Origin of the sequence: Chryseobacterium aquifrigidense, from assembly GCF_006716485.1 — a bacterium.
GTDB classification, from domain to species: Bacteria; Bacteroidota; Bacteroidia; order Flavobacteriales; family Weeksellaceae; genus Chryseobacterium; species Chryseobacterium vietnamense.
Map to the genome: position 1 here is coordinate 1,546,862 of NZ_VFPD01000001.1, position 22,832 is coordinate 1,569,693.

The following is a 22,832-nucleotide window of genomic DNA, read 5'->3' on the forward strand; positions in this document are numbered from 1 at the left end:
TGTCATTATGCACTAATCAGACAGCAATATTTTTTTATCAAGTAATACATGATGATAAAAACAAGAATTTAGATTCTTAGGAATGATAAGATGCATAGGTATGTATATGTAAGTATATATAAATATTAATTTGTTCCGCAATTAATACAGTGATACAAACTACTCGTTTAGACTATCCATAAATTTTGTAATTCCGAAGGAATTCGTACAGCAAAGATTTTTTTATTGGGTAATAAATAAAAAATTTAGATTTCTAGAAAATGACAGAGGGAACGCAAACAGTTCTCTGCAGATCTTACAAAATTTCAATTTAAAAAAGATAAAAATGGATTTAAAAAAAGAACCTTTCTTTAAAGGAGACTCTGAATGGGAAGATCTGGGAAACGGTGTTTCAAGACAGTTTGTGGGCTACAATGCTCAGGTAATGATGGTGATTGTCAAATTTACGAAAGGAGCAACCGGAGCATTACACCAGCATTTTCATTCTCAGATCACTTATGTTGCCTCCGGGAAGTTTGAGGTGACTGTTGACAATGAAACAAAAATTCTGCAGGAAGGTGATGGCTTTTTTGCACAGCCCAATGTTTTCCATGGGGTAAAATGCCTTGAGGAAGGAAAGCTGATTGATGCTTTTACACCTTTTAGAGAGGATTTTCTTATTTAGGAAGCCGGAAAAAGCAGATCTATTCTTCATTAGATTTGAACTCTATACTCCAATTATTGCCGCTTTATTTTAACATTTAATCAATTTCAATTTGTGAATTTAAATAAATAATAAAATGCAACCGATTAACCAAATAAAATATTTAACATTATAACTATATAAATATTAATATATCAAAATATAAAATAATTAAATATTAACTTCATAATTTTACTTCAGAACAAATCACAAAATATAAACTATGAAAACAAAGTTCAAAGCTGTCTTCTTTACAGCAGCTCTAAGTTCAACTTTTGCCCTTACCGGATGTGGTCACGAAGAAATCAATAATGACCTGGCAGAAAGCGAAATCAGTATTAAAAACAGTCTTACACAAAAGATTGTTCCTCTTGCCAATTGTGTGGCTCCCGGATGGGCTTCTGAAAACGGAGGTACTACCGGAGGAGGAACGGCTGCAGAGACTACTGTTTCCTCGTATGCCCAATTAAAGGCTGCTATTGAAAATACTGCTGTAAAAGTGATTAAAGTAACCGGAACCATTACCATCACTACACGTTTATCTCTCCAGGATCAGACCGGAAAAACAATTTACGGAACAACCGGGGCTAAATTAGTATCTACAAACCAGACGAAAGACGGCTCAGGAATTATCAATGTTAAAAGATGTAACAACATCATTATCAGAAACCTTATTTTTGAAGGTCCGGGAGCTTACGATACTGACGGCTGGGATAATGCCATTCTTGATGACTGCCGAAATGTATGGATAGACCACTGCGAATTCAGAGATGGTGTGGATGGAAATTTTGATATCAAAAACAAATCAGACTTTATTACAGTTTCCTACACCAAATTCCATTATCTGAAAGCTCCAAAACCGGGTGGTTCAGGCGGAACGGATGACCACAGATTTTCTAACCTCATCGGATCCAGTGATGGTGCTACTGCTGACGCCGGGAAGCTGAATGTAACCTTTGTTCGTTGCTGGTGGGCTCCGGGATGCAGAGAGCGTATGCCTAGAGTAAGATTTGGCAAAATCCATATCCTGAACAGTTATTTCAACAGTTCTGTAAGCAATAAATGTATTGCAGCAGGAGTACAGGCCAATATTCTCGTGGAAAGAAATGTCTTTGAAAACGTAAAAGAGCCTATTAATTTAATGAGCGGCTTTACAGCAGTAACGCAAACGGGAAGTAGTTTCATTAATGTTACAGGGAATATTAACGGAAGCGGAACAGCATTCACACCGCCATACAATATTGGAAAACTAAATGTTGCGGATGTGAAAGCAGATGTTACCGCTAATGCAGGTGCTACTTTAGGAGGAAATGTTTGTGACGCATTTTAAATCATAAATAACAGTAATACAAGGAGGGTGCCTCAGCAATGAGGTGCTCTCTTTTGTATTCCGGCCTTTCAGTATTCTATAAAGATTAGATAAAGCCTAAGGTTTTGATATAAAAAACGGACTAAAGCCCGCTCTTATTAATATCTGTTGTTATTCTATTATTTTATTTTTTTCAAGCCATTTCGGATATTCCTTAGCAAGCAGTTTTTCGGCAAAGTCTCCAAACCAGCTATATCCATTTCTCCTTTCTTCCGAAACTTCATTATAATTATACTTTACACTGCCATCCCGGTCTCCAAACAGAGGTTTGTTGGTATGAATATCATAGAATCTCGCCCAGATCACAGAATTTTTATCTTCTGCCAGTATTCTCACCGCTTTCCCGTTCTGTTTTGCTACATTATAACTGTACCCTTCAATTTTATTCTGCTTAAACCACTCTACTGCTGCTTTTATAGACTTTTCTATTTCAGGAGTCACTGGCTGCTGCATCAAAAACCTGATAATTCCTACCGATTCTCCCGTAGCTAATGAAACAGGCTCAAAAGCTCTTGCTTTATCCGGCTGCAAAGTAATTTCATTATACTGATCAGCCCAAATAGAAGAATTTCCCTTTTGAAGAACCTGAGTTTTTAAAATACATCCGATGCCCTTCTGAACTGCAATTTTTGATTTTTCTTTTAGAGAAGAAGAAACCACATCAAAACCATTCTTTCCTTCCGCTGCATTATACAGAACTGTCAAGGCATTGATCATCGCATTATCATTATAAGTCACCTGCTTTCTGTAGAGTCCTGTATTGGGATAATATTGTGGAAAACCTCCGTTATCATACTGCATAAGAAGAAGATAGCTGATTCCCTTTTCTGCAGCTTTTAAATATTCAGGATTTTTTGTAGTTGAATACGCTTTAATCAATCCATTGATTTCTCTGGAAGTTGCATTATTATCAATAGTTGCATGATCATCCCCCGTAGACTTTATCTTTCTCAAAAGATTTTTATCAACAGGCAGATTATAGTTTACCACTGACTTATCTTCCAGCTGTTTTCCCCAGCCGCCATTGGGAAGCTGATAGAAAAGCATTTTCTCTGCCAGTGTATCTTTCAACTGAGCAGAATAATTTACCGCCAGTAATCCTAATGTAAATGTGTATATTTTCAGATTCATTTTTTTATTATTTAAAAATTACAACTTCATTACTTTCCTATTTTCACCACCAATGGTTTTGCAATGATCTGAGCCTGCTTCTGAAGCATATTCTCCCAGTCTCTCTGTGTTTGCACCTGTCCGCTTTTCTGCCAGGCAAACCCTGCATAATATGTTAAGGTTTTATAAGGCTTTGTAATAACATATAGATGACTTTCATCAGGAATATCTGAGGTAAAAGCGATTGATTTTTCAACGATTTGCGGATTCACAACAATTCCTTCTCCCACAAAAGCATCGTCTATTTTTTCCCAATGAAGATAATATCCGTTTTGATTATTCAGTTGGGTTTTTCCTTCATTTTTATGCAACGTAATTCCAATAGTATAGTTCGGAACAGGTTTTTCTGATTCAAAAACAGATTCAAACTTTGAAAAGTTGGAAGCCAGATCCAGTGAAATTCTTTTGGTTTCTTTTACTCCAAATTCACTCCATGGCTGATAAGTCAATTCTAAAACTGTTCTTAAAGGACCTTCAGCAATTGTTCTGGAGGCAACAAAGTTTTGGGAAACCTGAAGTTTTTCATTTTTCCAGATTCCAATCCCGCCTGTTCCTCTGCTGTTTCCTACATGGTAAGGATCATAACCTTCCCCTCTTGTATCTTTATGATAATACATAGGATCTGTAAGATACCCTTTGTACCATGTATTGATAACAGGCTTATCTGTTCTTTTCAACCAGATGTCAACACCACTTGAAAGCGTACTACTTTTAACTCCCTTTAAAGCTTCCTGCTGGCCTTTCGGACCATAGACCCTGAAAGCAATTTTATCATTTTCCCAGGCATAATCATCTACCCTTTCCGGGACTAATCTCGAATAGGTAGAAATCCCGCTTTCCGGGATTTGAGCGCTCCCATCCGCAACAATAGTGTATACATTGGTCTTTCCTCCGTCAATATTTACCAGAAGAAGTAATTCTTCATTTTTCCCATCAGCATCATAATCTATCCATTGAATAGGCAGCCATTTTCCTTTTGCATCTTTTATTCTAAGCTCTTCCTCACTGTTTTTATGTAAAAATGACCGCAGCATAGTTCTGGGAATTGACACTACTTCATTTCTGGAAAAATCCAAAGAATTAACAACTTTTACAGATCTTTGAGCATATAAAAAACATGAAAAAATGCAATCGATTGCGCAAATTAATTTAAAACTTATTTTATTCATAGATAGAGGTCTACAGTTTTACCAAAAATAGAAAATATTTTCAATATGGAGACCATAAACTTAGAGTTTCACATACTCTATTATAACTTATTGGTTGGAAACAATAATTATCTTCATTTCATCCATCGTAATCCTGTAAATAAAGATAAACCAAATCACGTATAATATTCTGATATTAATTTATTTTTTCAAAAATACTGAACATCGTTTCTTTGTCTAGAATTTCCATATTATTTGTTGAGAGTAACGCGAAGTGTAGTAAGCTTTTACTTTCACATTATTATTGAGGTCTTACAATTGTCACCTTCTCGTTTCTATCATTTCAGGAAATTATTAATTTTGAAAAAATGAACATCAGATAATATAATAACCTCTGAAAAGCTATTATTTTAAGTATTTTTATCAGGTCAAAAAAAACAGATCCTGCTTGACATATCTCAAATCAAAAATTTATATATTCTCAATTAAAAAACTTGAAATTCATATTAACTTTTCAGTGTATAATTAAAGTCTTGAACGCTCTTTAGATAAATTTTCATCTGCCTCTGATTCTTTCAAATATCGGATCTTCCTATTTTCGTTACAATATCTGATGGAACCTTTTTGAATATACCTGAAATAACAAACTTCAACAGGATACTGTATTTCCAATCGGTCGAACTCCTCTTCCAGATCAGCTGAGTATTGATAGAATAAAGAGACAACTCTATCGATCGCTATCTGCTCATCACAAATTTCAATTTTGAATAATTTTTACAACATGAGCGTAAGCTTTAATTTCCTTCTTTTTAGCCTTATACGAATACAAATCGAGAAGCAAGCCTATTGTATAACCTGATATTTTAAAAGCTTTTTCAAATGAACCACTATAATATGATGACGCAGGCAGATCATCATGAAGATACCACAATAACGAAAATATTACGGGCATTGCAACATCATAAGCCCTGCAATCAAGATATTCTTCAAGAGAAGGCTCCAACTTTTGCACCTCGATAGTACGCTGCATCAGAACATTATCCAGATATTTCACATTTACAGGGATGGATAGCATAATTTATATTTTTTTTCATAAAAAATCGGTAAAAAGGCAGCTAAGGTATTGTTGCCAGCCATCGTCTGTGCCGTCAAAAGACTACGGCATAAACGGTTTCCTCCCTAAAGGTACCCTCCAATTATTCCGTTTCCTTTTGACTTTTTTCATTGTCAACACTTCATATCTGCTTTCTTTTTTCCGGTTTTCTTTTGAAAAAATATTGATTAAAGCCCAACAAAGGTTTGGAGAGAAAAGGAAGGAGGGAAGATCGAAGAGCTTTTGACCTAATAAAACAGGTACGCAGCAGTTCAATCGTGTTTTATTAAATAAATGCTGTTTAACTTAAGTACGGGAAATACAAGGCTCTGCCGTGCTCAGAGCAATAACAATGAAATTTAATATAGTGAATGAGATCAAATTGATCTATACAAGAAAAGGAAATACTGAAAAAGAAGTACTGAACTCACAGGATGCTACAAATATTTTCCGGGAACATTTTGATGCAGATCAGATTGATTATAGAGAGTCATTTTATTCAATGTATATGAATCAGGCCAATAAGGTCTTAGGAATACAAAAAATATCAGAATCCGGGATTACCTCTTCTCTGGTTGATATAAGAATTATTATGCAGGGTGCTTTATTATGTAATGCCGTGTCATTTATTATAGCTCATAACCACCCTTCCGGTAATCTGACACCTTCTCGTGAGGACATAAACATTACACAGAAAATAAAAGAAGCCGCCCAACTATTAAATATTAATTTACTGGATCATTGTATAATAACCTCAATGGACTCCTTCTCTTTCGCAGATGAAGGGATATTATAGACTCTTTATGTTCTTAAAAATAAGAATTCAGACCGATAATCGGCCTGGATTCTTGTGGCGCCGCGAAAAGGTGATTGCCCTTCAATGGTCAACCATCTTTTCGCAAGTATTAAAGCATAATTTTAATTCTCCCCTTTTATCAAAAATTTATCAGCTAAAGACGCTTGATTTGTTCTTCTATTTTTCTGTTGTTAAACTGAAATTCAATTTTCTTCTCATTTCCAAAACTATCATAGATCCATACCGTAAATGATTGTGAAACTTCCGAGGTTGAAGTATAATACAATCTGAACTCTTTCTCATAAAGAGGATAGCTATCATTAGGAAAATAGGGCTGTGTATTATAATACTGAAGCTTTCCTGTTCCTTCAAACTGAAAATACCTAAGATAATACTTTGTGTCAGAAAAATTACCTTCAGGAAGTATTGTAATACGTATCTCCACATACTCATCTTTAGCTATGTCCTTAGGAACCGGCATAACCGACACCTCAAAAGGAAAATTCTGCCGAATTTCTAAATCATCCTTCTGGCATGATTGTACAAGTAATCCGATCATATAGAGTATTAAGGAAAACTTGAATAGCGTTTTAATTTTAATATTAATTAAATTTTTCATTTTATATTATTTTTAAAAATTATATCTTATTCCAAAACCCAACAGAGGGTAAAACTGATCCATTTGACTATTTTTCAAAAAGCGCAACTGCCCGCTGACTAGAAATACACAATGTTCCGTCAGATAGCTTTCAAGCGACAACTTACCACCCGCACCATAAATAAATTGATCTGCAGAGCCAAGTATTGAGCCATCGTAAATTAATTCATTACCCCTATTAACCTGCTCATAACCAACCAGCACGCCAATTCCTAGATTAAGATTGACATTTCGTATGAAATCTCCCCATACATAAAAACTGTAGCCACCGCCCAGCAGAAATGTATCTATCGGAATAGCATAATTGGTATATTTATAATTTTTCCTGCTATATTCTGCCAGACCAAAAAAGTAATTTCCATTCTTTACGTAAGAAACAAACCCCGTACTTATCAGATAATTTTGCTTTTCGGGAGATTTGGGAAATACTGAATAAGAAAGTTCAACACCGGTTTGTCCGGGAATCATCTGCTGGGCAAAAGATTTTACGTTCATTGTACTCATGAAAAGCATTGCTATCAATAATTTGTTCATCTCAATTGGTTTTAAAATTTAAACTATCGATCAGTCTTGCATTGATCAGCTCCTTATTCCCAAGTTGAACTTTTTGATTCCGCCCTCCGTTTCTTTCCAGCACTTCAATTTCTAACACCTGATCCTTTAACAAAGTAAACTGCTCCAGTAAATAAACAGCTGTTACACCCGAATTATGCTTTGAGATCGTCACCGGCGAATAAATCCTGATTGGTTGTAACAACTTATCCTGAATAACAGTTCTCTTTAAATTCTTCTTATCTGCAATTTTAAAATTGATTAATTCAATATCATAGTCTACATTGCTTTTGTTATCAACATGCAGGGTAAAGTAGAATTTATTATCATTGACATGTAATGCACGAACAGAAAACTGAATTCCGAAGCTCTTTGCTGCAATATGCTTTATTTCTTTTTTGCTCTTTCGATACAGGTTTTCCATAATCAATTCTGTAAGAGATGAAGAGCTTCCTTTGAGATCTTCAAAAAGTACATCGGCTGAATTTTCAGTGTTTCTCTCCATCTTTACAAGATCATAACTGAGGACATCAGGAAATGCACTGTAAAAAACATCGAAACTGTAAAATTTTCCATCTTCAGTAATAACCGAAAAATTGGTTTCCTCTTCAAAATCTCTGACTGTAGATTTGACTCTGAGAACATTGCCGATAGGCTCTGCCTTATTGGCAACCAACAGATCGCTTCCAAGATCTACATACCGTATAGATGAAGGAAATACCAGATGGGTCGTTTTATTGTAGGTCACCTGCAACCTGAAAGGTTCCAGCTTAACCTGTTCCAATGAAACATATGTCATCACGGAATCCTGACCCAATACTCTGCTTGCCAATAGAAGCAATAGTATTATGAGAATATAATGGCTCTTTTGCGTATTCATTCTTTAATTTTTTTATTAGTTATTTTTGGGCACGAGTAAAACCTGATGGCCAGCTTTTACAGTGATTTTTAATTGTCTCACTCTTTTTTGAAAATAACCCGACAATCCCTGCATGACTCCCCTGCTTAGATCAGCTGCAACCTGTTGTCCTGCCGATTGGGTCATCATAATATTGGTACCTGAAGTCTGGCTCATATTGGCAACAATATCACTGATTGCATTCTGCTCCGGTGAATACGGAACGTATAAACCCAATTGTCCATCATTATCATGAATATTGATTTCCACAGGATAGACATTACTCTTATATTGGATGGAAGAGATTTTTAACTGAAGTCTTCCAGCCTGAAATTTACCTGCAGCAACCAGCATAGTTCCTGGAGGAATCTCAGTACTTCCAAGCTGCATCGCTTCTGAAAGCCTTATAGATAATGTACTTTCATTAACCAATGTCTTAGTCTCATAGACTATACCTCTTATTGCATTTTTAGATTGGCCTGAAATCGTTTTTTCATTTTGAGCGTTATAAAACCTGTTCTTATTCAAACCTATAATAAAAGTACTGTCAGAAGGCTCTCTGTATAGCGAGGAAACAACACTGGAATACCCCGGTTTTACCGATGTCAGTGTAATGTTCTTCTTAACAGGCTTTTCAACATCTTCTTTTGATTCTATCTCTTTCTGCTTTGGAACTGTTGGAAGATATTTAGCAGCCATCTGATATGATTTTTCCATCAGTTCTAACTGGTCATTCAGACCAAGACCTGCGGGAACAGAATTGTTTTGCATCGCTTCATTCTTTAATCTTGAAATTTCTTTCCTCAGATGATGGACTTCAGAATCATCCCTGCTATAGAATGAACCCAAAGTCTGTTGTGCGTAGCGGTAACTGTTCACGGCATTCTGATCAGATTGCGGAAGAGTACTCGTATTAGAAATTGAAGCAGAAGGATTAGTAGTAGAATGTAAAGTGTTCTGTTCATTCCAATAGTCTGATAAGTTCGTTACCGCATTTCTTTTCTCTTCATTTTTTTGTTCTAGAAGCTGCTGTTCATAAGCCTTTTGTTTGTCCGACTGCAGCTGTCCTTCTTTTGCTTGCGGAATGTCCGCATTAAATCCTGCCTCTTCAATAATGGTATTGTTGGATTTTGGTTTAAAAATAAGATAGAAGAAAATTGCACATACGGCAGCCATCAAAAGATAGATGACAGGCTTTTTCAGTCTCTCCCATTGGACTTTCGGATGATCGCTTGACTCATTTTGAGGAAGGTCATTTTCTGTGATTTTAATTTTCTCTGAATCTTTCATGATCTATTCTTTTGTTAATGAGTTTACTGTATCATTCTGTCCTGAATCTTTTTCGAAAGTTTTCTTAGAAATTCCATCAATGTGATCAATAGACATCGTATTACTTCTCTGGCGTGTAGAAATGCAGACATTGATAATGACAATAATCGTCAGCACAACATAACTACCGAAGAAAACCTTGGTCAGGAACCTTTGACGTTCTACCGGAAGAACTTTCCAACGACTTTCAACCTTTACAACATAATTTTCGATTGTATCTCTTAGTTTTTTCATTACTTTTCTTTTAGCGTTCAACCGTTTCTACATCTCTGTTTTCAAGTACGTTGAATTTTTCAATGGTAAATCCCTGCGGATTGCTGTCAGACCGTACAGAATTAACCAATGAACAGTTTGTGATTAAATTTCTGATGGTAAGATTACTGGATCTGATAATGAACTGTCTGGAGTACGTTTTTATGGCATACGGATAACTTTCGAAGTTCGCAACAACACTGTCCACTTCAATCCTCTGCTGAATATTACCGGAAATGATCCTGTTATAGTAGCCTTTCTCCTGAAGGTCTTTATAGTAATTAAATGCAGATTGATCAGCCAGATTGAAAGCCCTTTTCACATTGCTTTCAATAGCATTCTTATCAGGAGCGATCGTAAAGAACAATTCATGAAATCGCCTTACATGCTCTCTCGCTTCCACAGGCCTGTTAATCGACATATCCTGCGATAGCGCCACCATTAATGATTTACCGTTATCCAACACATAGATCTTTTGACGCTGCTCTTCTGCAAACTGGTAGGACTTGAATACGACCACGCCTACCACCCCAAAACATAACACCGCAAAAACAAACGTAAACAGACGGATCTGCTTGAAGCTGCTCTCAATATTTCTTAAAGTTTTAAATTCCATAGAACTGTATTTTTATTTTAATAATCTTCCCGAAATATTTCCTGTTGCTGAACCTACTGCGGCTCCTGCAACATTGCCGGATTTCGTAGCGGTCTGGTTTACATTACGCATAAAATTACCTGCACCTCCTGCCTGAATCACCCAGCCTGTCACTGTTGGTACCGTAAAATAGCCTATGATCCCAATCACCATATAGATGATGTAAACCGTATTGGAAGTATCAGGAATGAAACTAGGATCTGCCAGCATCTCGATATCCCGTTCTAAAATCAAAGTTTGTATTTTGGCAAGAATCGCACTGAATATATCTGCAACAGGAAGCCATAGGTAAACACTGACATATCTGGTCAACCATTGGGTTAAAGTGGTCTGAAAGCCATCCCAAACCGAAATCGCAAATGCAATAGGACCCAGGATTGATAGTACAATCAGAAAGAATGTTCTGATGGTATCAATAACCAATGCAGCAGCCTGAAACAATATTTCAAGAAACTCACGAAAACCATCTCTGATATCCTTCTTGATAGTAAACATCTGCCTTTCAATATACATTCCGGACATCGTGACTAAATCCGAAGGCGACCATCCCAGCTCTTCCAGCTTTTTGTCAAATTCTTCATTAGAAATCAAATAGGCCATCTCCGGGTTTCTAAGCATGGCTTCACGCTCCAAAAGATCTTTCTTTTGCTGGAGGTCATTCATATCCATTACTTGATTTTCCAGCATTGAATGACTGCCCTGAACAATAGGACTCATCACCCCATTCAGACTTCCTAAAACCAATGTCGAGAAAAACATAATGCAGATGCCAATGGCAAAAGGTCTCAACATGGGAAACAAATCAATAGGCTCCGCACGGCTCAATGATTGCCAGACTTTTAATGCCACATAGAACAGGGCTCCTAGACCGGCAACTCCTTTTGCAACTGCAGCCATATCGGCGCACATCGGCATCATTTCTTCGTAAACGGAACGCAGGACTTCGTGTAAGTTGTTAGGTTCCATTTTACCAGTATTTTTGATTAGAGGTTCCGTAAAGATCTAACACCCTTTGGGTATTGTTTTGTTTTTTAGCTCTCAGGTAGCTGACCGAAATATTCTTGTTCGTATAGTATCTTACCAGATTATGATAGGCTTTAACCTCTTTATACACCCGGTCAACAACATCCATTCTTTCTTTATCATTAAGTGATAAGCCGCTGGAAGTAATAATCTCCTTCAGCTCTTTCAATAGCTCCGTACTCTCCGTAAGAAGCGCAGAATAACCATTGGCAATAGAAGCTAATTCCTGAGCATTGAAGTTGGGGTCATTCAACATTTTACCGAAATTATTCACATACATTTCAGAGACATCACCCACCAAAAGAACAGTCTGCTGAACTTTCCTGGCATCTTTGACAAGGTTGTTGACCGCTTTGAGCTTATCGTAATATTCTTTGCCCTGCTCATACACCTTTTTAACCTCATTGAAGTTCTTAACGACGTTGGAAACGGTTGATGAAGTCTGTACAATTTCGTTGGCTGAATTCAGAATTCCGGATGCCAGGTTAGCAGGATCTGTTACGACAAATTGCGCTTTTGTATAGGTGAGAGTAGCGAAGAATGCTACCATTATGGTTTTGATGATTAAATTTTTCATTGTTGTAAAATTTTAAATGATTTAATTGTCTTTCGTATTCGGTTTGATTCTCTTTAGAGAAATCCGCTTAATGGCATGTTCCACATTACCATCAAGTTCTGATGCAAGATTCATCACTTCCATCTTCTCTGTTTCTTCGGTGGTATAAGCCAGATATTCTTCGGTAGAAACTTCAGTTGCATAGACCGCAGAGTGCGTTCCTCCTAATCCGATCCACACTTCCTTATACAATCTTCGTGGATCATTGTTCATATTGATAGAAAGTACCTGAGATTTTTCCTTATCAGTCAATCCCAGCATGGCCTGAATATCATCGAACTTGTTCATATACTTACGCTGATCAAGAAGGATTTTACAGTCTGAATTGTTAATGATACTTTCCTTCACAATCGGTGACTGTATAATGTCATCAACTTCCTGAGTTACTACAATGGCTTCCCCGAAGAATTTCCTTACCGTCTTGAAAAGATATTTGATATACTCTGCCATCCCCTCCTTGGCAATGGCCTTCCAGGCCTCTTCGATAAGGATCAGTTTTCTGATTCCTTTAAGTCTTCGCATCTTATTGATGAAGACTTCCATGATGATAATGGTCACAATGGGGAACAGAATTTTATGATCTTTAATAGCATCGATTTCAAAAACTATAAAACGTTTGGATAATAAGTCCAGCTGCTTTTCTGAATTGAGCAGATAGTCATATTCGCCTCCTTTGTAGTAAGGTTCCAGCACATTGAGAAAGTTGGCAATATCAAAGTCCTTTTCTCTCACTTTCTTCTGCTCCAGAACTTTCTGATAATCATCTTTTACATACTCATAGAACCCATTGAAAGAAGGATGCTGGTCATCGGATTTAATCTTTTCGATATATCCACTGACAGCATTGGACAACGCTACCTCTTCTGAGCGGGTCGGTGGTTCATCATCTCTTTTCCATAGCGTCAGAATCAAGGTTTTGATACTCTCCCGCTTTTCAATGTCAAAGACCCCGTCATCTGTATAGAATGGATTGAAGGCAATGGGATTGTCTTCTGTATATGTAAAATATACCCCATCCTCTCCTTTGGTTTTACCTTTAATCAGTTCACATAATCCCTGATAGGAATTTCCGGTATCCACCAAAAGGACATGAGCGCCCTGCTCATAGTACTGTCTTACCATATGGTTGGTGAAAAAAGACTTTCCACTTCCTGAAGGACCAAGGATAAACTTATTTCTGTTGGTGATAATCCCCTGCTTCATTGGCAGATCTGAAATATCCAGGTGGATAGGCTTTCCCGTTAGGCGGTCGGCCATCTTAATCCCAAATGGTGAAGGGGAATCCTGATAGTTGGTTTCTTCAGTGAAAAAACATAGAGCAGGTTCAATGAATGTGTAGAAGCTTTCTTCACTTGGAAAATCGCCTGCATTACCCGGAATTCCTGCCCAATATAATGTTGCTGTGTCGGTTGTATTATGACGGGGTTTACATTCCATTAATGCTAAAGCACTACCTGTGTCATTCTTTAACTTCTTTAGTTCAGCAGGATTATCAGACCATGACATGACATTAAAATGAGCACGGATAGATTGTAACCCGAAAGAATGTGCTTCATTCAAATACTTTTCAATCCATTCCTTATTGATCTGATTGGCTCTGCTATACCTTGCCAGAGAATGCATGTTTCTTGCAGATTTTTCAAATTTGTTCAGGTTCTCATCACTGTTGTCAATGAACAGATACTGGTTATAAATGTGATTACAGCTTAACAGAAGTCCCACGGGTGAAGCAAATGAAAGAAGACAGTCACTGCGGTCTGTACTTAACTTTTCAAAACGGCTGTGAGATGTAACAGTACCGGGCAGATCTTCTGTATCCGATAAGGTGTGCATAGTGATACGATTGTTACCAATCCGCATTTCTTCAGATCCGAGCTTAATATCCTGTAATGAGGGATGAGTATCTCGTGATAAAGTAAGATACTGTTCCAAGAGTCCTGATCTTTCGCGGGTTCCTGAGATCTCATCTTCAGTCAGCCTTTCCAAATGAATGTAGCCACTGTCATTTATGATCCGTTCCAGCTGGTCGACAGCTTCAAAAAAACGACTGATCACCTCTTTATCCTTAATCTCTTTCGGAATCAGTCTGCCTTTGCATAATGATGAAAAGTTACTCTGCATCCGCATTCTTTCCTTACTGGTTTTCGTGATGAACAGGTAGCAGTAATGGTTTAAAAAAGGCCTCTCATTGAAATGCCTTTCAAATGATTTTGACAAAAAACTCTGATCTTCTCCCGATAAATCAGGATTGTAGTTTTCCTTAATAAACCAGTCCTGTTTATGAACAACCGTAAAATCAGGTAGTGTTTTAATCGCCTTGAACCAGGCGGAATGCATGGCTTCGTACTCAGCGGAAGCAACGGTAAACAGTTCTGGAAGTTGTACTTTAAAGCAAACCGTAACATCAGCGTCTTTTGAAATGATACAATCATTTTCAATCGCAAGCAATGGAAATTTACTTTCCAAGGTTGCTGCTTTAGAAGAATTTCTCATACGTCTGTTTTTTTACGGTTGGTTTTCAGATACCGGTACATACTCTTACGGCTGATGATGTATTTGGGATGTTTCCTGCGTGCACCTGCTTTCATCAGACCGTACTCACCGTATTTTCTATTCAGTGCGAAAGTCTGCCAGATCAGAAGTCCACTGCTGGCTCCTCCAAGAATTAAACAGAGATACGTATTAACGCCAGCCATATACATGACAATTACGGATACCAATATCCCTAATAGTCCACCTGAAAAAATAAAAAGGTATTGCGCTTTAAGACCCTTAAATTCTACCGTCCTGCCTATTCCCTTATTAATGTGATAGCTAGTCATACTCATCATGTTAAAGGAAGAATGAGCGAAGAATGGTTGCGGCAACAATTAAAAAGATGCATGCTCCGAACCAGCTGGCAGCCGTTTTACTGGTATCAGGATCTCCACTGCTGAACTTGTTGTAAACTTTTACTCCTCCGATGAGTCCGACGACTGCACCTATGGCGTAAATTAATTGGGTAGCGGGTTCAAAATAAGAAGTGACCATCTGTGTAGCTTCGTTAATTCCTGCTGAACCGTTGCCTTGACCGAAGACTGAATTAATTGTTGCCAATACTAAAACCGCATACAGCAATTTTTTTCTTTGTTTTTTCATAATGAATAGATTTTTAATGATGAAACCCGTACTCTACGGGCTTGAAGACAAAGATGTACTGGACCGGGAATTATTTGAAAGGAATGGCAGCAGGAGGAATCTTTTGGCCGTTAACTAACACAATCCTTCTAGGTATTTGATGGCAATTAATTGTAAATTTGTAGGGAATTTCAAAAAAGAAATCATGGATAAAAGATTCACTGACATTATTGAACTCATCAACCGATCTCGAAACAATGCAATAAGAAAAGTCAATGAAGAACTGATCGATTTATACTGGAATGTAGGAGAATATATCAGCAATAAAGTAGAACTGAGCGAATGGGGACAATCAGTGGTCAAAGAACTGTCTCAATACATCCAAGCCCATGATCCTCAGATCAAAGGTTTTTCCGATAAGAATCTCTGGAGAATGAAGCAGTTCTATGAGTCCTATAAGGAATTTCCAAAAATCTCAACACTGTTGAGAGAAATTAGCTGGTCTCATAATTTGTCAATCTTTTCCAGATGTAAATCTATTGAGGAGCGCGAATTCTATATTAAACTGACTAAACGTGAGAACTACAGCTTTCGTGAGCTTGAAAGGCAGATTTCCAGCAGCCTCTTTGAAAGGACGATGATCGGAAATTCAAAACTCTCAACGGTGTTGAGAGAAACAAATCCCGACATTGCCAATACTTTTAAGGACAGCTATGTATTTGACTTTTTAAATTTACCTGAAACTTTCAATGAAAGTGATCTTCAAAAAGGGTTAATACAGCAGATGAAAAATTTCATCCTGGAATTAGGTAGAGATTTTCTTTTTATCAGCGAAGAATACAAACTACAAGTGGGTAATTCGGATTTCTATATTGATCTTCTGTTTTTTCACAGAGGGCTGCAATGCCTGGTCGCATTTGAATTGAAGTCAGATAAATTCAAACCTGAACATCTGGGTCAGCTTAACTTTTACTTAGAAGCCCTGGACAGGGATGTTAAACGTCAAAATGAAAACCCAAGTATCGGCGTACTGCTTTGTAAGGATAAAGACAGTGAAGTCGTAGAATATGCCCTTAGCAGAAACCTTTCCCCCACCATGGTTTCCGAATACAAGACCCAGCTTCCTGATAAAAGAGTTCTTCAACAGAAACTCCATGAATTGTTTGATAACAGACCGGATTAAGTTCCGTTACAATGTAAAAGGGGAATTTGCCTAAACAAACTCCCCAATATCGAAACTGTCAGAAGAATTATTTCGCCTAGAAGAAATGATCTTGTTATCATCCGGAATGCTCGCTGTCAGTAAAGTGGCAATTCTTTTCGAAGCATCTCCTAATGAATTCTCTAAGAGATCAAAAAGCTCGGTTCCCTGAATTCTTTGAATGATATCTGCTGCCTGTTGTTCTAAGTCAGGCTCCAGCACGTGCTGTTGAAGCAGCTGACTCGCAGTACTCAATTCCTGGAAGGTAACCCCTGTAGCAAACCCGCTTTCAATAGTAGAGTCCTCGTATTTCCAATCTTCATCCTCCTGCCCCCAATCATCATTTCTGGCCAGAATATCATTGATATTTTCAGTATGACTGATAGGGTCAAATTCCTCTTCTTTGGTTTCTGATTCAAAGTTATTTTGTGCCATTAAAGCGGATTCATATTGTCTTTCCCTGGCACTGATTGGCAAAATCTGTCCTTCTCTTTGCCTTGTAGCTCCCATAATGGAAGGTACACTCTTATTGGTATCACTGTGATTTTTCCCTCGGATATTGATCAAAAATTTTCTGTCTATAAGAATCAGCATAATAATGATGAGCAAAAAGATGATGATGAGTTGTTCCATATGAGTAAGAATTAAAAGATTGGACGGTATTTATTGTTGAAATCATCAGTAATCTCCTTTTCAAACATTTCAAAATGATACGCCAGAATATTATCCAGGTAAGCATACAATGGAATCTGGTCTTCTGCGATAATCTGAATAATACGGGAAAGTCGCTCATGATATTCAGGCCGGATATAAATACTTTTATCACCACGCTTGGTCATTGTATGATGAGTAAGAAACTGCTCAATATAAGTTATATCATTGCTCTTCTTCCTGTTCAACTTATTCTTTTGTACTTCTTTTTCCTTTGGAACGTCAGCATTTTGAATCGGTACTTCTTTCTTTGGACCTCCCGCCATAATAGACATCAAATACTGCTCATCGATACCGTTCTCCTTACTGTTCTTTTTTTCATTTTCCATACTGCTATAATTTGACAATTTTCAGAAATTCTTCTACAAACTGATCCAGCCTGCATTGCGTTAACAGCTTAGCATCTGCAGGCAGTAGTGTAGACCGGAAAACCGTCTTTGTTGCTGCTTCACCTTCTTTCCGAAATCTTTTACTGTCTGCAATGGTTGTTTCCATAAGCTGCAGTCCTAAGTCTGTAATTACTTTGCTGTAATTTTCGTACAACATGGTCCTTTCTCTGCCATCAAACTGATTCCAAAAAAACCGGACGGTTTTTATTTCCGTGTGTTTTTCTTTCATCAGTACATTAATCAGTACATCCGTAAAACTTAAAGTACTCTCCAATACAATACGATCTGCTGTTATCGGAGAAAAGATATGATTGACACTGGTTAGTGTTTTCAAAATACCTGCGGTATTGACCGTGCCAGGCAAATCTAAAAATATGGCATCAGGGAGGATATCTGTATTATTGATGTACCGTTCAACCTCATTCATTACCGTTTCACTGCTGCTTTGAAAAATAGGATATGCTTTTTTGTTAATGGTAGTAAACTGTCTGTGTGCTAATTTTTTAAGAATCTCATTTTGCATCACTGTTTTTAAATCCCGTTCTCTCATCTGGAGTAAACTATACTGTGGAAAGTCACAGTCGAAAACAGCAACATTATATCCTAAACGATAATGAAGAATACTTGCCAGAAGTACTGTAAATGTACTTTTCCCTACTCCACCTTTTTGAGTGGAAAATGTAATAATGGATGGTTGTTTTTTTGTTTCCATTTTGCTTGAATTTGAGTTAAACATAATTTGAAAGAAAGACTGAATGCAGGTCATCGAGCAGTCAATAATTCAGGTTCACCACCCTGTTTTCAGTATTGCTGGCTGGGATTCCTGAAATCTCTATTGACTTCTATCACTCTTCACTGAATACCATCCATCTTGCCACCTTGGGAGAATGATTTCCTGATTTATATCTCTCACATACGATATGGTGATGGCTTGAATTCAGGAAGGCTGGAAAGCCGGATTTCCATTATTCAATATTTCTGTCAGATCATCAGTTATGAAGTCATGCGCTCAATCTGATGCAAATGAATAGTATTTCTTTGGGGGATGTTTTTTCATGGTTGCTTTTGGCTTTAAGTGACTGTCCTTGGCATTCTTTCTAATACTGTTTCTGCAAAACATAGTGATTACTTTGTTCCAGAAGATTGAGGAGTTTTTTGAAATGGTAGTGCCTGAATAGTATAATGCTATAAATCTATTCTATTAAAGATATTTCCTTTCACCCGAAAGGGGCAAGTTATGTTTTGAGTGCCTCATAACTTTTTTTGTGCCTCAAAACAACTTGCCCTGGCTGGGGCTTTAAAAACCACTCCGAAGTCGTGATTTTGATCGTATTAAATTGAATGCTATGGACAACAATAAAAAAAACAAAGGCGGACGTAAGCCAAAGCTTAATCCGAGTAAAAACAGGTATGTATTCCGTCTTACGGATGCAGAAAACAGTAATTTCCTGAAATTATATGAAACTTCAGGAATGACTAGCAAAGCGAAATTTATTACAACAATTTTGTTTCAGAAAGAACTGAAAGTTGTAAAAGTGGATGTTTCAACTATGGATTATCATACCCAGCTCACTAAATTCTTCTACCAGTTTCAGTCGATTGGAAACAATTATAATCAGATTGTAAAAATGTTGTATCGAAATTTTACCGAGAAAAAAGCGTCTTTCTATCTCTTTAAACTGGAAAACCATACCAAAGATCTGGCTTTAATTGGTAAGCAGATTATTGAACTCACCAAAGAGTTTGAGCAAAACCATATTCAAAAAAATCCTGAAAAATGATTGCAAAAATTGGAAAAGGTGAAAACCTTTGGGGTGCTCTGACCTATAATCAGCAGAAAGTTGATCATGGCCATGGAACTGTATTGTTGACCAATAAGATTCCTGATTTGTGGGATCAAAATTATTCGGTCAGATTTTTTCATAGGTACTTTGAACCCTACCTGATTGCCAATAACAAAACTGAAAAACCGGTAAGACATATTTCCCTTAATCCTGACCCCGAGGACAAGGTAGATGATAAAGATTATCTGGGAATGGCTCAGCAATATATGCAGGAAATGGGTTATGGCAATCAACCTTATGTTGTTTTTAAACATACGGATATTGATAGAACCCATATTCATATTGTGACCACCTGTGTTCAGATCGATGGAAAGAAAATACCGGATCAGTATGATCATCATCGATCAATGGAAGCCTGCAGAAAACTGGAAAAACAATACAACTTGAAAGCTGCCCATGAGAAGAAGAATTTAAATCAAAACTCTATTTTTAAACCGGTAGATTATACTAAAGGGAATATCAAAACCGAGTTGTCATCAGTACTAAGACATATTCCTAAAACCTATGGATTTCAAAGTATGGGTGCTTATAACGCTTTACTCTCTCAATTCAATATCTGTTTTGAAGAAGTTAGTGGAGAACTGCATGGAAAAATGAGAAAAGGAATCGTCTATTTTGTTACGGATGAAAATGGAAAAAAAATAAGCCTTCCTTTTAAATCATCCCTTTTTGGTAAGCACTCAGGATGGAAAAATATTCAGGCGCTCATTGAGAAATCAAAAGTAAACATGAAAGATGATCCTTCAAAACCAATTCTCAAAAGAACCATTGAAACAGCATTGAAAACCTCAAACTCTGAAGCATCTTTTAAAACGCAACTGTTTGAACAGGGAGTGGCTACTGTGATTAGAAAAAATGATCAGGGAAGAATATATGGCATCACATTCATTGACCATCACTCTCAATTAGTATGGAATGGATCACAGCTGAGTAAGGAACTTTCAGCCAACTCATTCAATGAATTATGGAGTGGATCAGAAACAAAACCAGAAACCAATATATATCATAATACTAAAGCTGATTTATTATTTGAAAAATCTTCAGACCATTTCTACAACAATAACATTACAGAAATATTTGCCGGATTATTCAGCGGTTTATTGTTGTCAGATACCAATGAGGATCAGGAGGAACAATTTTTTGCATCTCAAATGAAAAAGCGCCAAAGAAAAAGAAGATAAAAATAATCTTCTTTTGTAAAAACGGTCTTATAATGATGCTCAAAGAGCCAAAGGCGGACAACTTATGCTTGCAACGACGCATTTATAGTTGAGAATACGTAATCCTGTATTTATGCTTCTAAAATGTAATATGCAGGGTGAAGACGATTTAAGAGGACTTGCCAAAATCATGGCGTTTATGCGAGCGGTAAGCATTATTCTAGTACTCATGCATCTCTACTGGTTTTGTTACGGATTTTTTGCAAAGCAACAATGGACACTGGAACTCATCAATAAAATACTTTATAATTTTAATAAGACAGCAGGCCTTTTTTCGCAACCTATTTATTCTAAGCTGTTCGCAATAGTTTTACTGGCTTTAAGTTGCCTCGGAACAAAGGGAGTCAAAAATGAAAAGATCACTTGGAAAAAAATTAGTATTGTTTTTTCTATCGGTTTTGTCTTATTTTTTTTAAACGCAATCCTCTTACAATCTGCCAGCAGTTTTACTCCTGTACTTTATATTCTATCTACTGGATCCGGATACATTCTTCTAATGCAGGCTGGGGTCTGGATGAGCCGCCTTCTGAAGCATAACTTAATGACAGATGTTTTTAATAGTGAGAATGAAAGTTTTCAGCAGGAGACTCAATTACTCTATAATGAATACTCAGTTAATCTTCCCACAAAATTCTATTATCAGGGAAACTGGCATCAGGGATGGATTAACGTAGTCAATCCTTTTCGTGCGACTATTGTTTTAGGAACACCTGGTTCAGGAAAGTCCTTTGCCGTGGTTAATAACTATATCAGACAGCATATTGAAAAAGGATTTTCCATGTACATCTATGATTTTAAATTTGATGATTTATCTACCATTGCGTACAACCATCTTCTAAATCATTCCGATGCTTATACAGTAAAGCCGAAGTTCTATATCATCAATTTTGACAATCCCAGAAAAAGCCATCGGTGTAATCCCCTAAATCCCAGTTTTATGACGGATATATCAGATGCCTACGAAGCAGCTTATACCATTATGCTGAATCTCAATAGAAGCTGGATTCAGAAACAGGGGGACTTCTTCGTTGAATCCCCCATAATCCTTCTTGCAGCGATTATCTGGTTTTTGAAAATCTATGAAAACGGGAAATATTGTACGTTTCCACACGCTATTGAATTGCTGAATAAGAAATATGAGGATGTATTTACGATATTAACTTCTTATTCTGAATTAGAGAACTACCTCTCTCCATTTATGGATGCATGGCAAGGCGGTGCACAGGATCAGCTACAGGGGCAAATTGCATCGGCAAAGATTCCATTGTCAAGAATGATCTCTCCTCAGTTGTACTGGGTGATGACCGGAGATGATTTTTCTTTGGACATCAATAATCCACATGAGCCTAAAATTCTATGTGTTGGAAATAACCCTGACCGTCAGAACATTTATTCTGCGGCTCTTGGACTCTACAATTCCAGAATTGTTAAACTTATCAATAAGAAAGGACAGTTAAAAAGTTCTGTTATTATTGATGAGCTTCCAACGATTTATTTCAGAGGCCTGGATAATTTAATTGCTACAGCCCGAAGTAATAAAGTTTCCGTATGTCTAGGGTTTCAGGATTTTTCTCAGTTGACAAGAGACTATGGAGACAAAGAAAGCAAGGTTATTCAAAATACAGTTGGCAATATTTTCAGTGGTCAGGTAGTGGGTGAAACAGCAAAAACCTTATCCGAACGTTTTGGAAAAGTACTGCAGAAAAGACAGAGTATATCCATCAACAGGAATGATACTTCCACTTCCATTTCTACGCAATTGGATAGTTTGATTCCTGCTTCAAAGATCTCTACCCTGACCCAGGGATTTTTTGTTGGTGCCGTATCGGATAATTTTGATGAAAGGATTCAGCAGAAGATTTTTCATTCGGAGATTGTTGTGGATACTGTCAGGCTTTCTCAAGAAATGAAAAGCTATCAAAAGATACCGCAGATCCGGACCTTTATTGACCAAAATGGGAATGATTCGATGTCCCAACAGATTCAGGATAATTACAAAGAAATTAAGGCTGATATTCTCAACATCATCACGGAGGAGATGGATCGAATAAAAAATGATCCTGATTTACAGTATTTAATTAATGTTGATTAAAGGAATAAACCTCAAAT

At 37.0% G+C, this 22,832-nt stretch carries 24 protein-coding genes; 7 read left to right on the forward strand and 17 right to left on the reverse strand.

Going from position 1 to position 22,832, the window contains the following annotated elements:
• Positions 1-325 precede the first annotated feature (325 nt).
• Both FB551_RS06845 and FB551_RS06850 read left to right on the forward strand, forming a co-directional pair.
• Positions 326-664 (forward strand): cupin domain-containing protein, encoded by a 339-nt coding sequence (locus FB551_RS06845; RefSeq protein WP_047430136.1) that lies wholly within the window; start codon positions 326-328, stop codon positions 662-664.
• Between the two features lie 241 nt (positions 665-905).
• On the forward strand, positions 906-2,012 hold the full coding sequence (locus FB551_RS06850) for a pectate lyase family protein (RefSeq protein ID WP_047430133.1): 1,107 nt from the start codon (positions 906-908) through the stop codon (positions 2,010-2,012).
• Between the two features lie 150 nt (positions 2,013-2,162).
• Here FB551_RS06850 and pelA read toward each other — a convergent pair whose 3' ends face one another.
• The 3 genes from pelA to FB551_RS06865 all read right to left on the reverse strand — a co-directional run bounded on the left by pelA (position 2,163) and on the right by FB551_RS06865 (position 5,444).
• Positions 2,163-3,182, reverse strand: coding sequence for a pectate lyase (gene pelA, locus FB551_RS06855; protein WP_047430130.1), 1,020 nt, complete (start codon positions 3,180-3,182; stop codon positions 2,163-2,165).
• 29 nt (positions 3,183-3,211) lie between these two features.
• Entirely contained in the window at positions 3,212-4,390 is a 1,179-nt protein-coding gene (locus tag FB551_RS06860) for a DUF4861 family protein (RefSeq protein WP_047430127.1), read from the reverse strand.
• A 736-nt stretch (positions 4,391-5,126) separates the two neighbouring features.
• A complete protein-coding gene (locus tag FB551_RS06865; RefSeq protein WP_047430125.1) occupies positions 5,127-5,444 on the reverse strand; it encodes a terpene synthase family protein in 318 nt (105 codons plus the stop codon).
• Positions 5,445-5,814: 370 nt separating this feature from the next.
• On the opposite strand from FB551_RS06865, the gene FB551_RS06870 reads away from it, so the two are divergent.
• Entirely contained in the window at positions 5,815-6,258 is a 444-nt protein-coding gene (locus FB551_RS06870) for a JAB domain-containing protein (protein ID WP_142016272.1), read from the forward strand.
• Positions 6,259-6,412: 154 nt separating this feature from the next.
• Here the strand turns inward: FB551_RS06870 and FB551_RS06875 are convergent, their stop codons facing one another.
• The 11 genes from FB551_RS06875 to FB551_RS06925 are packed head-to-tail and all read right to left on the reverse strand — an operon-like array spanning position 6,413 to position 15,379.
• Positions 6,413-6,877, reverse strand: coding sequence for a DUF3872 domain-containing protein (locus FB551_RS06875; protein ID WP_142016275.1), 465 nt, complete (start codon positions 6,875-6,877; stop codon positions 6,413-6,415).
• Between the two features lie 12 nt (positions 6,878-6,889).
• Positions 6,890-7,450 (reverse strand): conjugal transfer protein TraO, encoded by a 561-nt coding sequence (locus tag FB551_RS06880; RefSeq protein WP_142016277.1) that lies wholly within the window; start codon positions 7,448-7,450, stop codon positions 6,890-6,892.
• Between the two features lies 1 nt (position 7,451).
• On the reverse strand, positions 7,452-8,348 hold the full coding sequence (gene traN / locus FB551_RS06885; RefSeq protein WP_142016280.1) for a conjugative transposon protein TraN: 897 nt from the start codon (positions 8,346-8,348) through the stop codon (positions 7,452-7,454).
• 15 nt (positions 8,349-8,363) lie between these two features.
• Entirely contained in the window at positions 8,364-9,656 is a 1,293-nt protein-coding gene (gene traM / locus FB551_RS06890; RefSeq protein WP_142016283.1) for a conjugative transposon protein TraM, read from the reverse strand.
• 3 nt (positions 9,657-9,659) lie between these two features.
• On the reverse strand, positions 9,660-9,929 hold the full coding sequence (locus tag FB551_RS06895; RefSeq protein ID WP_142016285.1) for a hypothetical protein: 270 nt from the start codon (positions 9,927-9,929) through the stop codon (positions 9,660-9,662).
• A 10-nt stretch (positions 9,930-9,939) separates the two neighbouring features.
• Positions 9,940-10,563 carry a conjugative transposon protein TraK gene (traK, locus tag FB551_RS06900; RefSeq protein WP_142016288.1) on the reverse strand — a complete coding sequence of 208 codons (624 nt, stop codon included), beginning with the start codon at positions 10,561-10,563 and terminating at the stop codon, positions 9,940-9,942.
• A 12-nt stretch (positions 10,564-10,575) separates the two neighbouring features.
• Positions 10,576-11,568: a conjugative transposon protein TraJ gene (gene traJ, locus FB551_RS06905; RefSeq protein ID WP_142016292.1), complete on the reverse strand. Its 993-nt coding sequence runs from the start codon at positions 11,566-11,568 to the stop codon at positions 10,576-10,578.
• A gap of 1 nt (position 11,569) precedes the next feature.
• Complete coding sequence (locus FB551_RS06910) at positions 11,570-12,202, reverse strand: DUF4141 domain-containing protein (protein ID WP_142016295.1); 633 nt, start codon at positions 12,200-12,202, stop codon at positions 11,570-11,572.
• Between the two features lie 21 nt (positions 12,203-12,223).
• A complete protein-coding gene (locus tag FB551_RS06915) occupies positions 12,224-14,734 on the reverse strand; it encodes a TraG family conjugative transposon ATPase (protein WP_142016299.1) in 2,511 nt (836 codons plus the stop codon).
• Entirely contained in the window at positions 14,731-15,063 is a 333-nt protein-coding gene (locus FB551_RS06920; protein WP_142016302.1) for a DUF4133 domain-containing protein, read from the reverse strand. The genes FB551_RS06915 and FB551_RS06920 overlap by 4 nt, the downstream gene beginning before the upstream one ends.
• Before the next feature lie 10 nt (positions 15,064-15,073).
• Complete coding sequence (locus FB551_RS06925; protein WP_142016305.1) at positions 15,074-15,379, reverse strand: DUF4134 domain-containing protein; 306 nt, start codon at positions 15,377-15,379, stop codon at positions 15,074-15,076.
• A 184-nt stretch (positions 15,380-15,563) separates the two neighbouring features.
• On the opposite strand from FB551_RS06925, the gene FB551_RS06930 reads away from it, so the two are divergent.
• Positions 15,564-16,541: a PDDEXK nuclease domain-containing protein gene (locus FB551_RS06930; RefSeq protein ID WP_047433236.1), complete on the forward strand. Its 978-nt coding sequence runs from the start codon at positions 15,564-15,566 to the stop codon at positions 16,539-16,541.
• Between the two features lie 30 nt (positions 16,542-16,571).
• On the opposite strand, the gene FB551_RS06935 is transcribed toward FB551_RS06930, so the two are convergent.
• From FB551_RS06935 to FB551_RS06945, 3 genes are read right to left on the reverse strand one after another with little or no spacing between them, the layout of a single operon-like run.
• A complete protein-coding gene (locus FB551_RS06935) occupies positions 16,572-17,192 on the reverse strand; it encodes a hypothetical protein (protein WP_047430121.1) in 621 nt (206 codons plus the stop codon).
• Positions 17,193-17,203: 11 nt separating this feature from the next.
• Entirely contained in the window at positions 17,204-17,599 is a 396-nt protein-coding gene (locus FB551_RS06940; RefSeq protein ID WP_142016307.1) for a DUF3408 domain-containing protein, read from the reverse strand.
• A gap of 4 nt (positions 17,600-17,603) precedes the next feature.
• The gene (locus FB551_RS06945; RefSeq protein ID WP_142016310.1) at positions 17,604-18,371 is read right to left on the reverse strand and encodes a ParA family protein; all 768 of its coding nucleotides are present in this window, start codon (positions 18,369-18,371) and stop codon (positions 17,604-17,606) included.
• A 634-nt stretch (positions 18,372-19,005) separates the two neighbouring features.
• On the opposite strand from FB551_RS06945, the gene mobA reads away from it, so the two are divergent.
• The 3 genes from mobA (at position 19,006) to mobC (ending at position 22,815) form a co-directional block, all read left to right on the forward strand.
• Entirely contained in the window at positions 19,006-19,440 is a 435-nt protein-coding gene (gene mobA, locus FB551_RS06950; RefSeq protein WP_142016313.1) for a conjugal transfer protein MobA, read from the forward strand.
• Positions 19,437-20,684, forward strand: a complete 1,248-nt coding sequence (gene mobB / locus FB551_RS06955; protein WP_142016315.1) for a conjugal transfer protein MobB — start codon at positions 19,437-19,439, stop codon at positions 20,682-20,684. The genes mobA and mobB overlap by 4 nt, the downstream gene beginning before the upstream one ends.
• A gap of 130 nt (positions 20,685-20,814) precedes the next feature.
• Positions 20,815-22,815 carry a conjugal transfer protein MobC gene (gene mobC, locus FB551_RS06960; protein ID WP_142018082.1) on the forward strand — a complete coding sequence of 667 codons (2,001 nt, stop codon included), beginning with the start codon at positions 20,815-20,817 and terminating at the stop codon, positions 22,813-22,815.
• Positions 22,816-22,832: the final 17 nt, after the last annotated feature.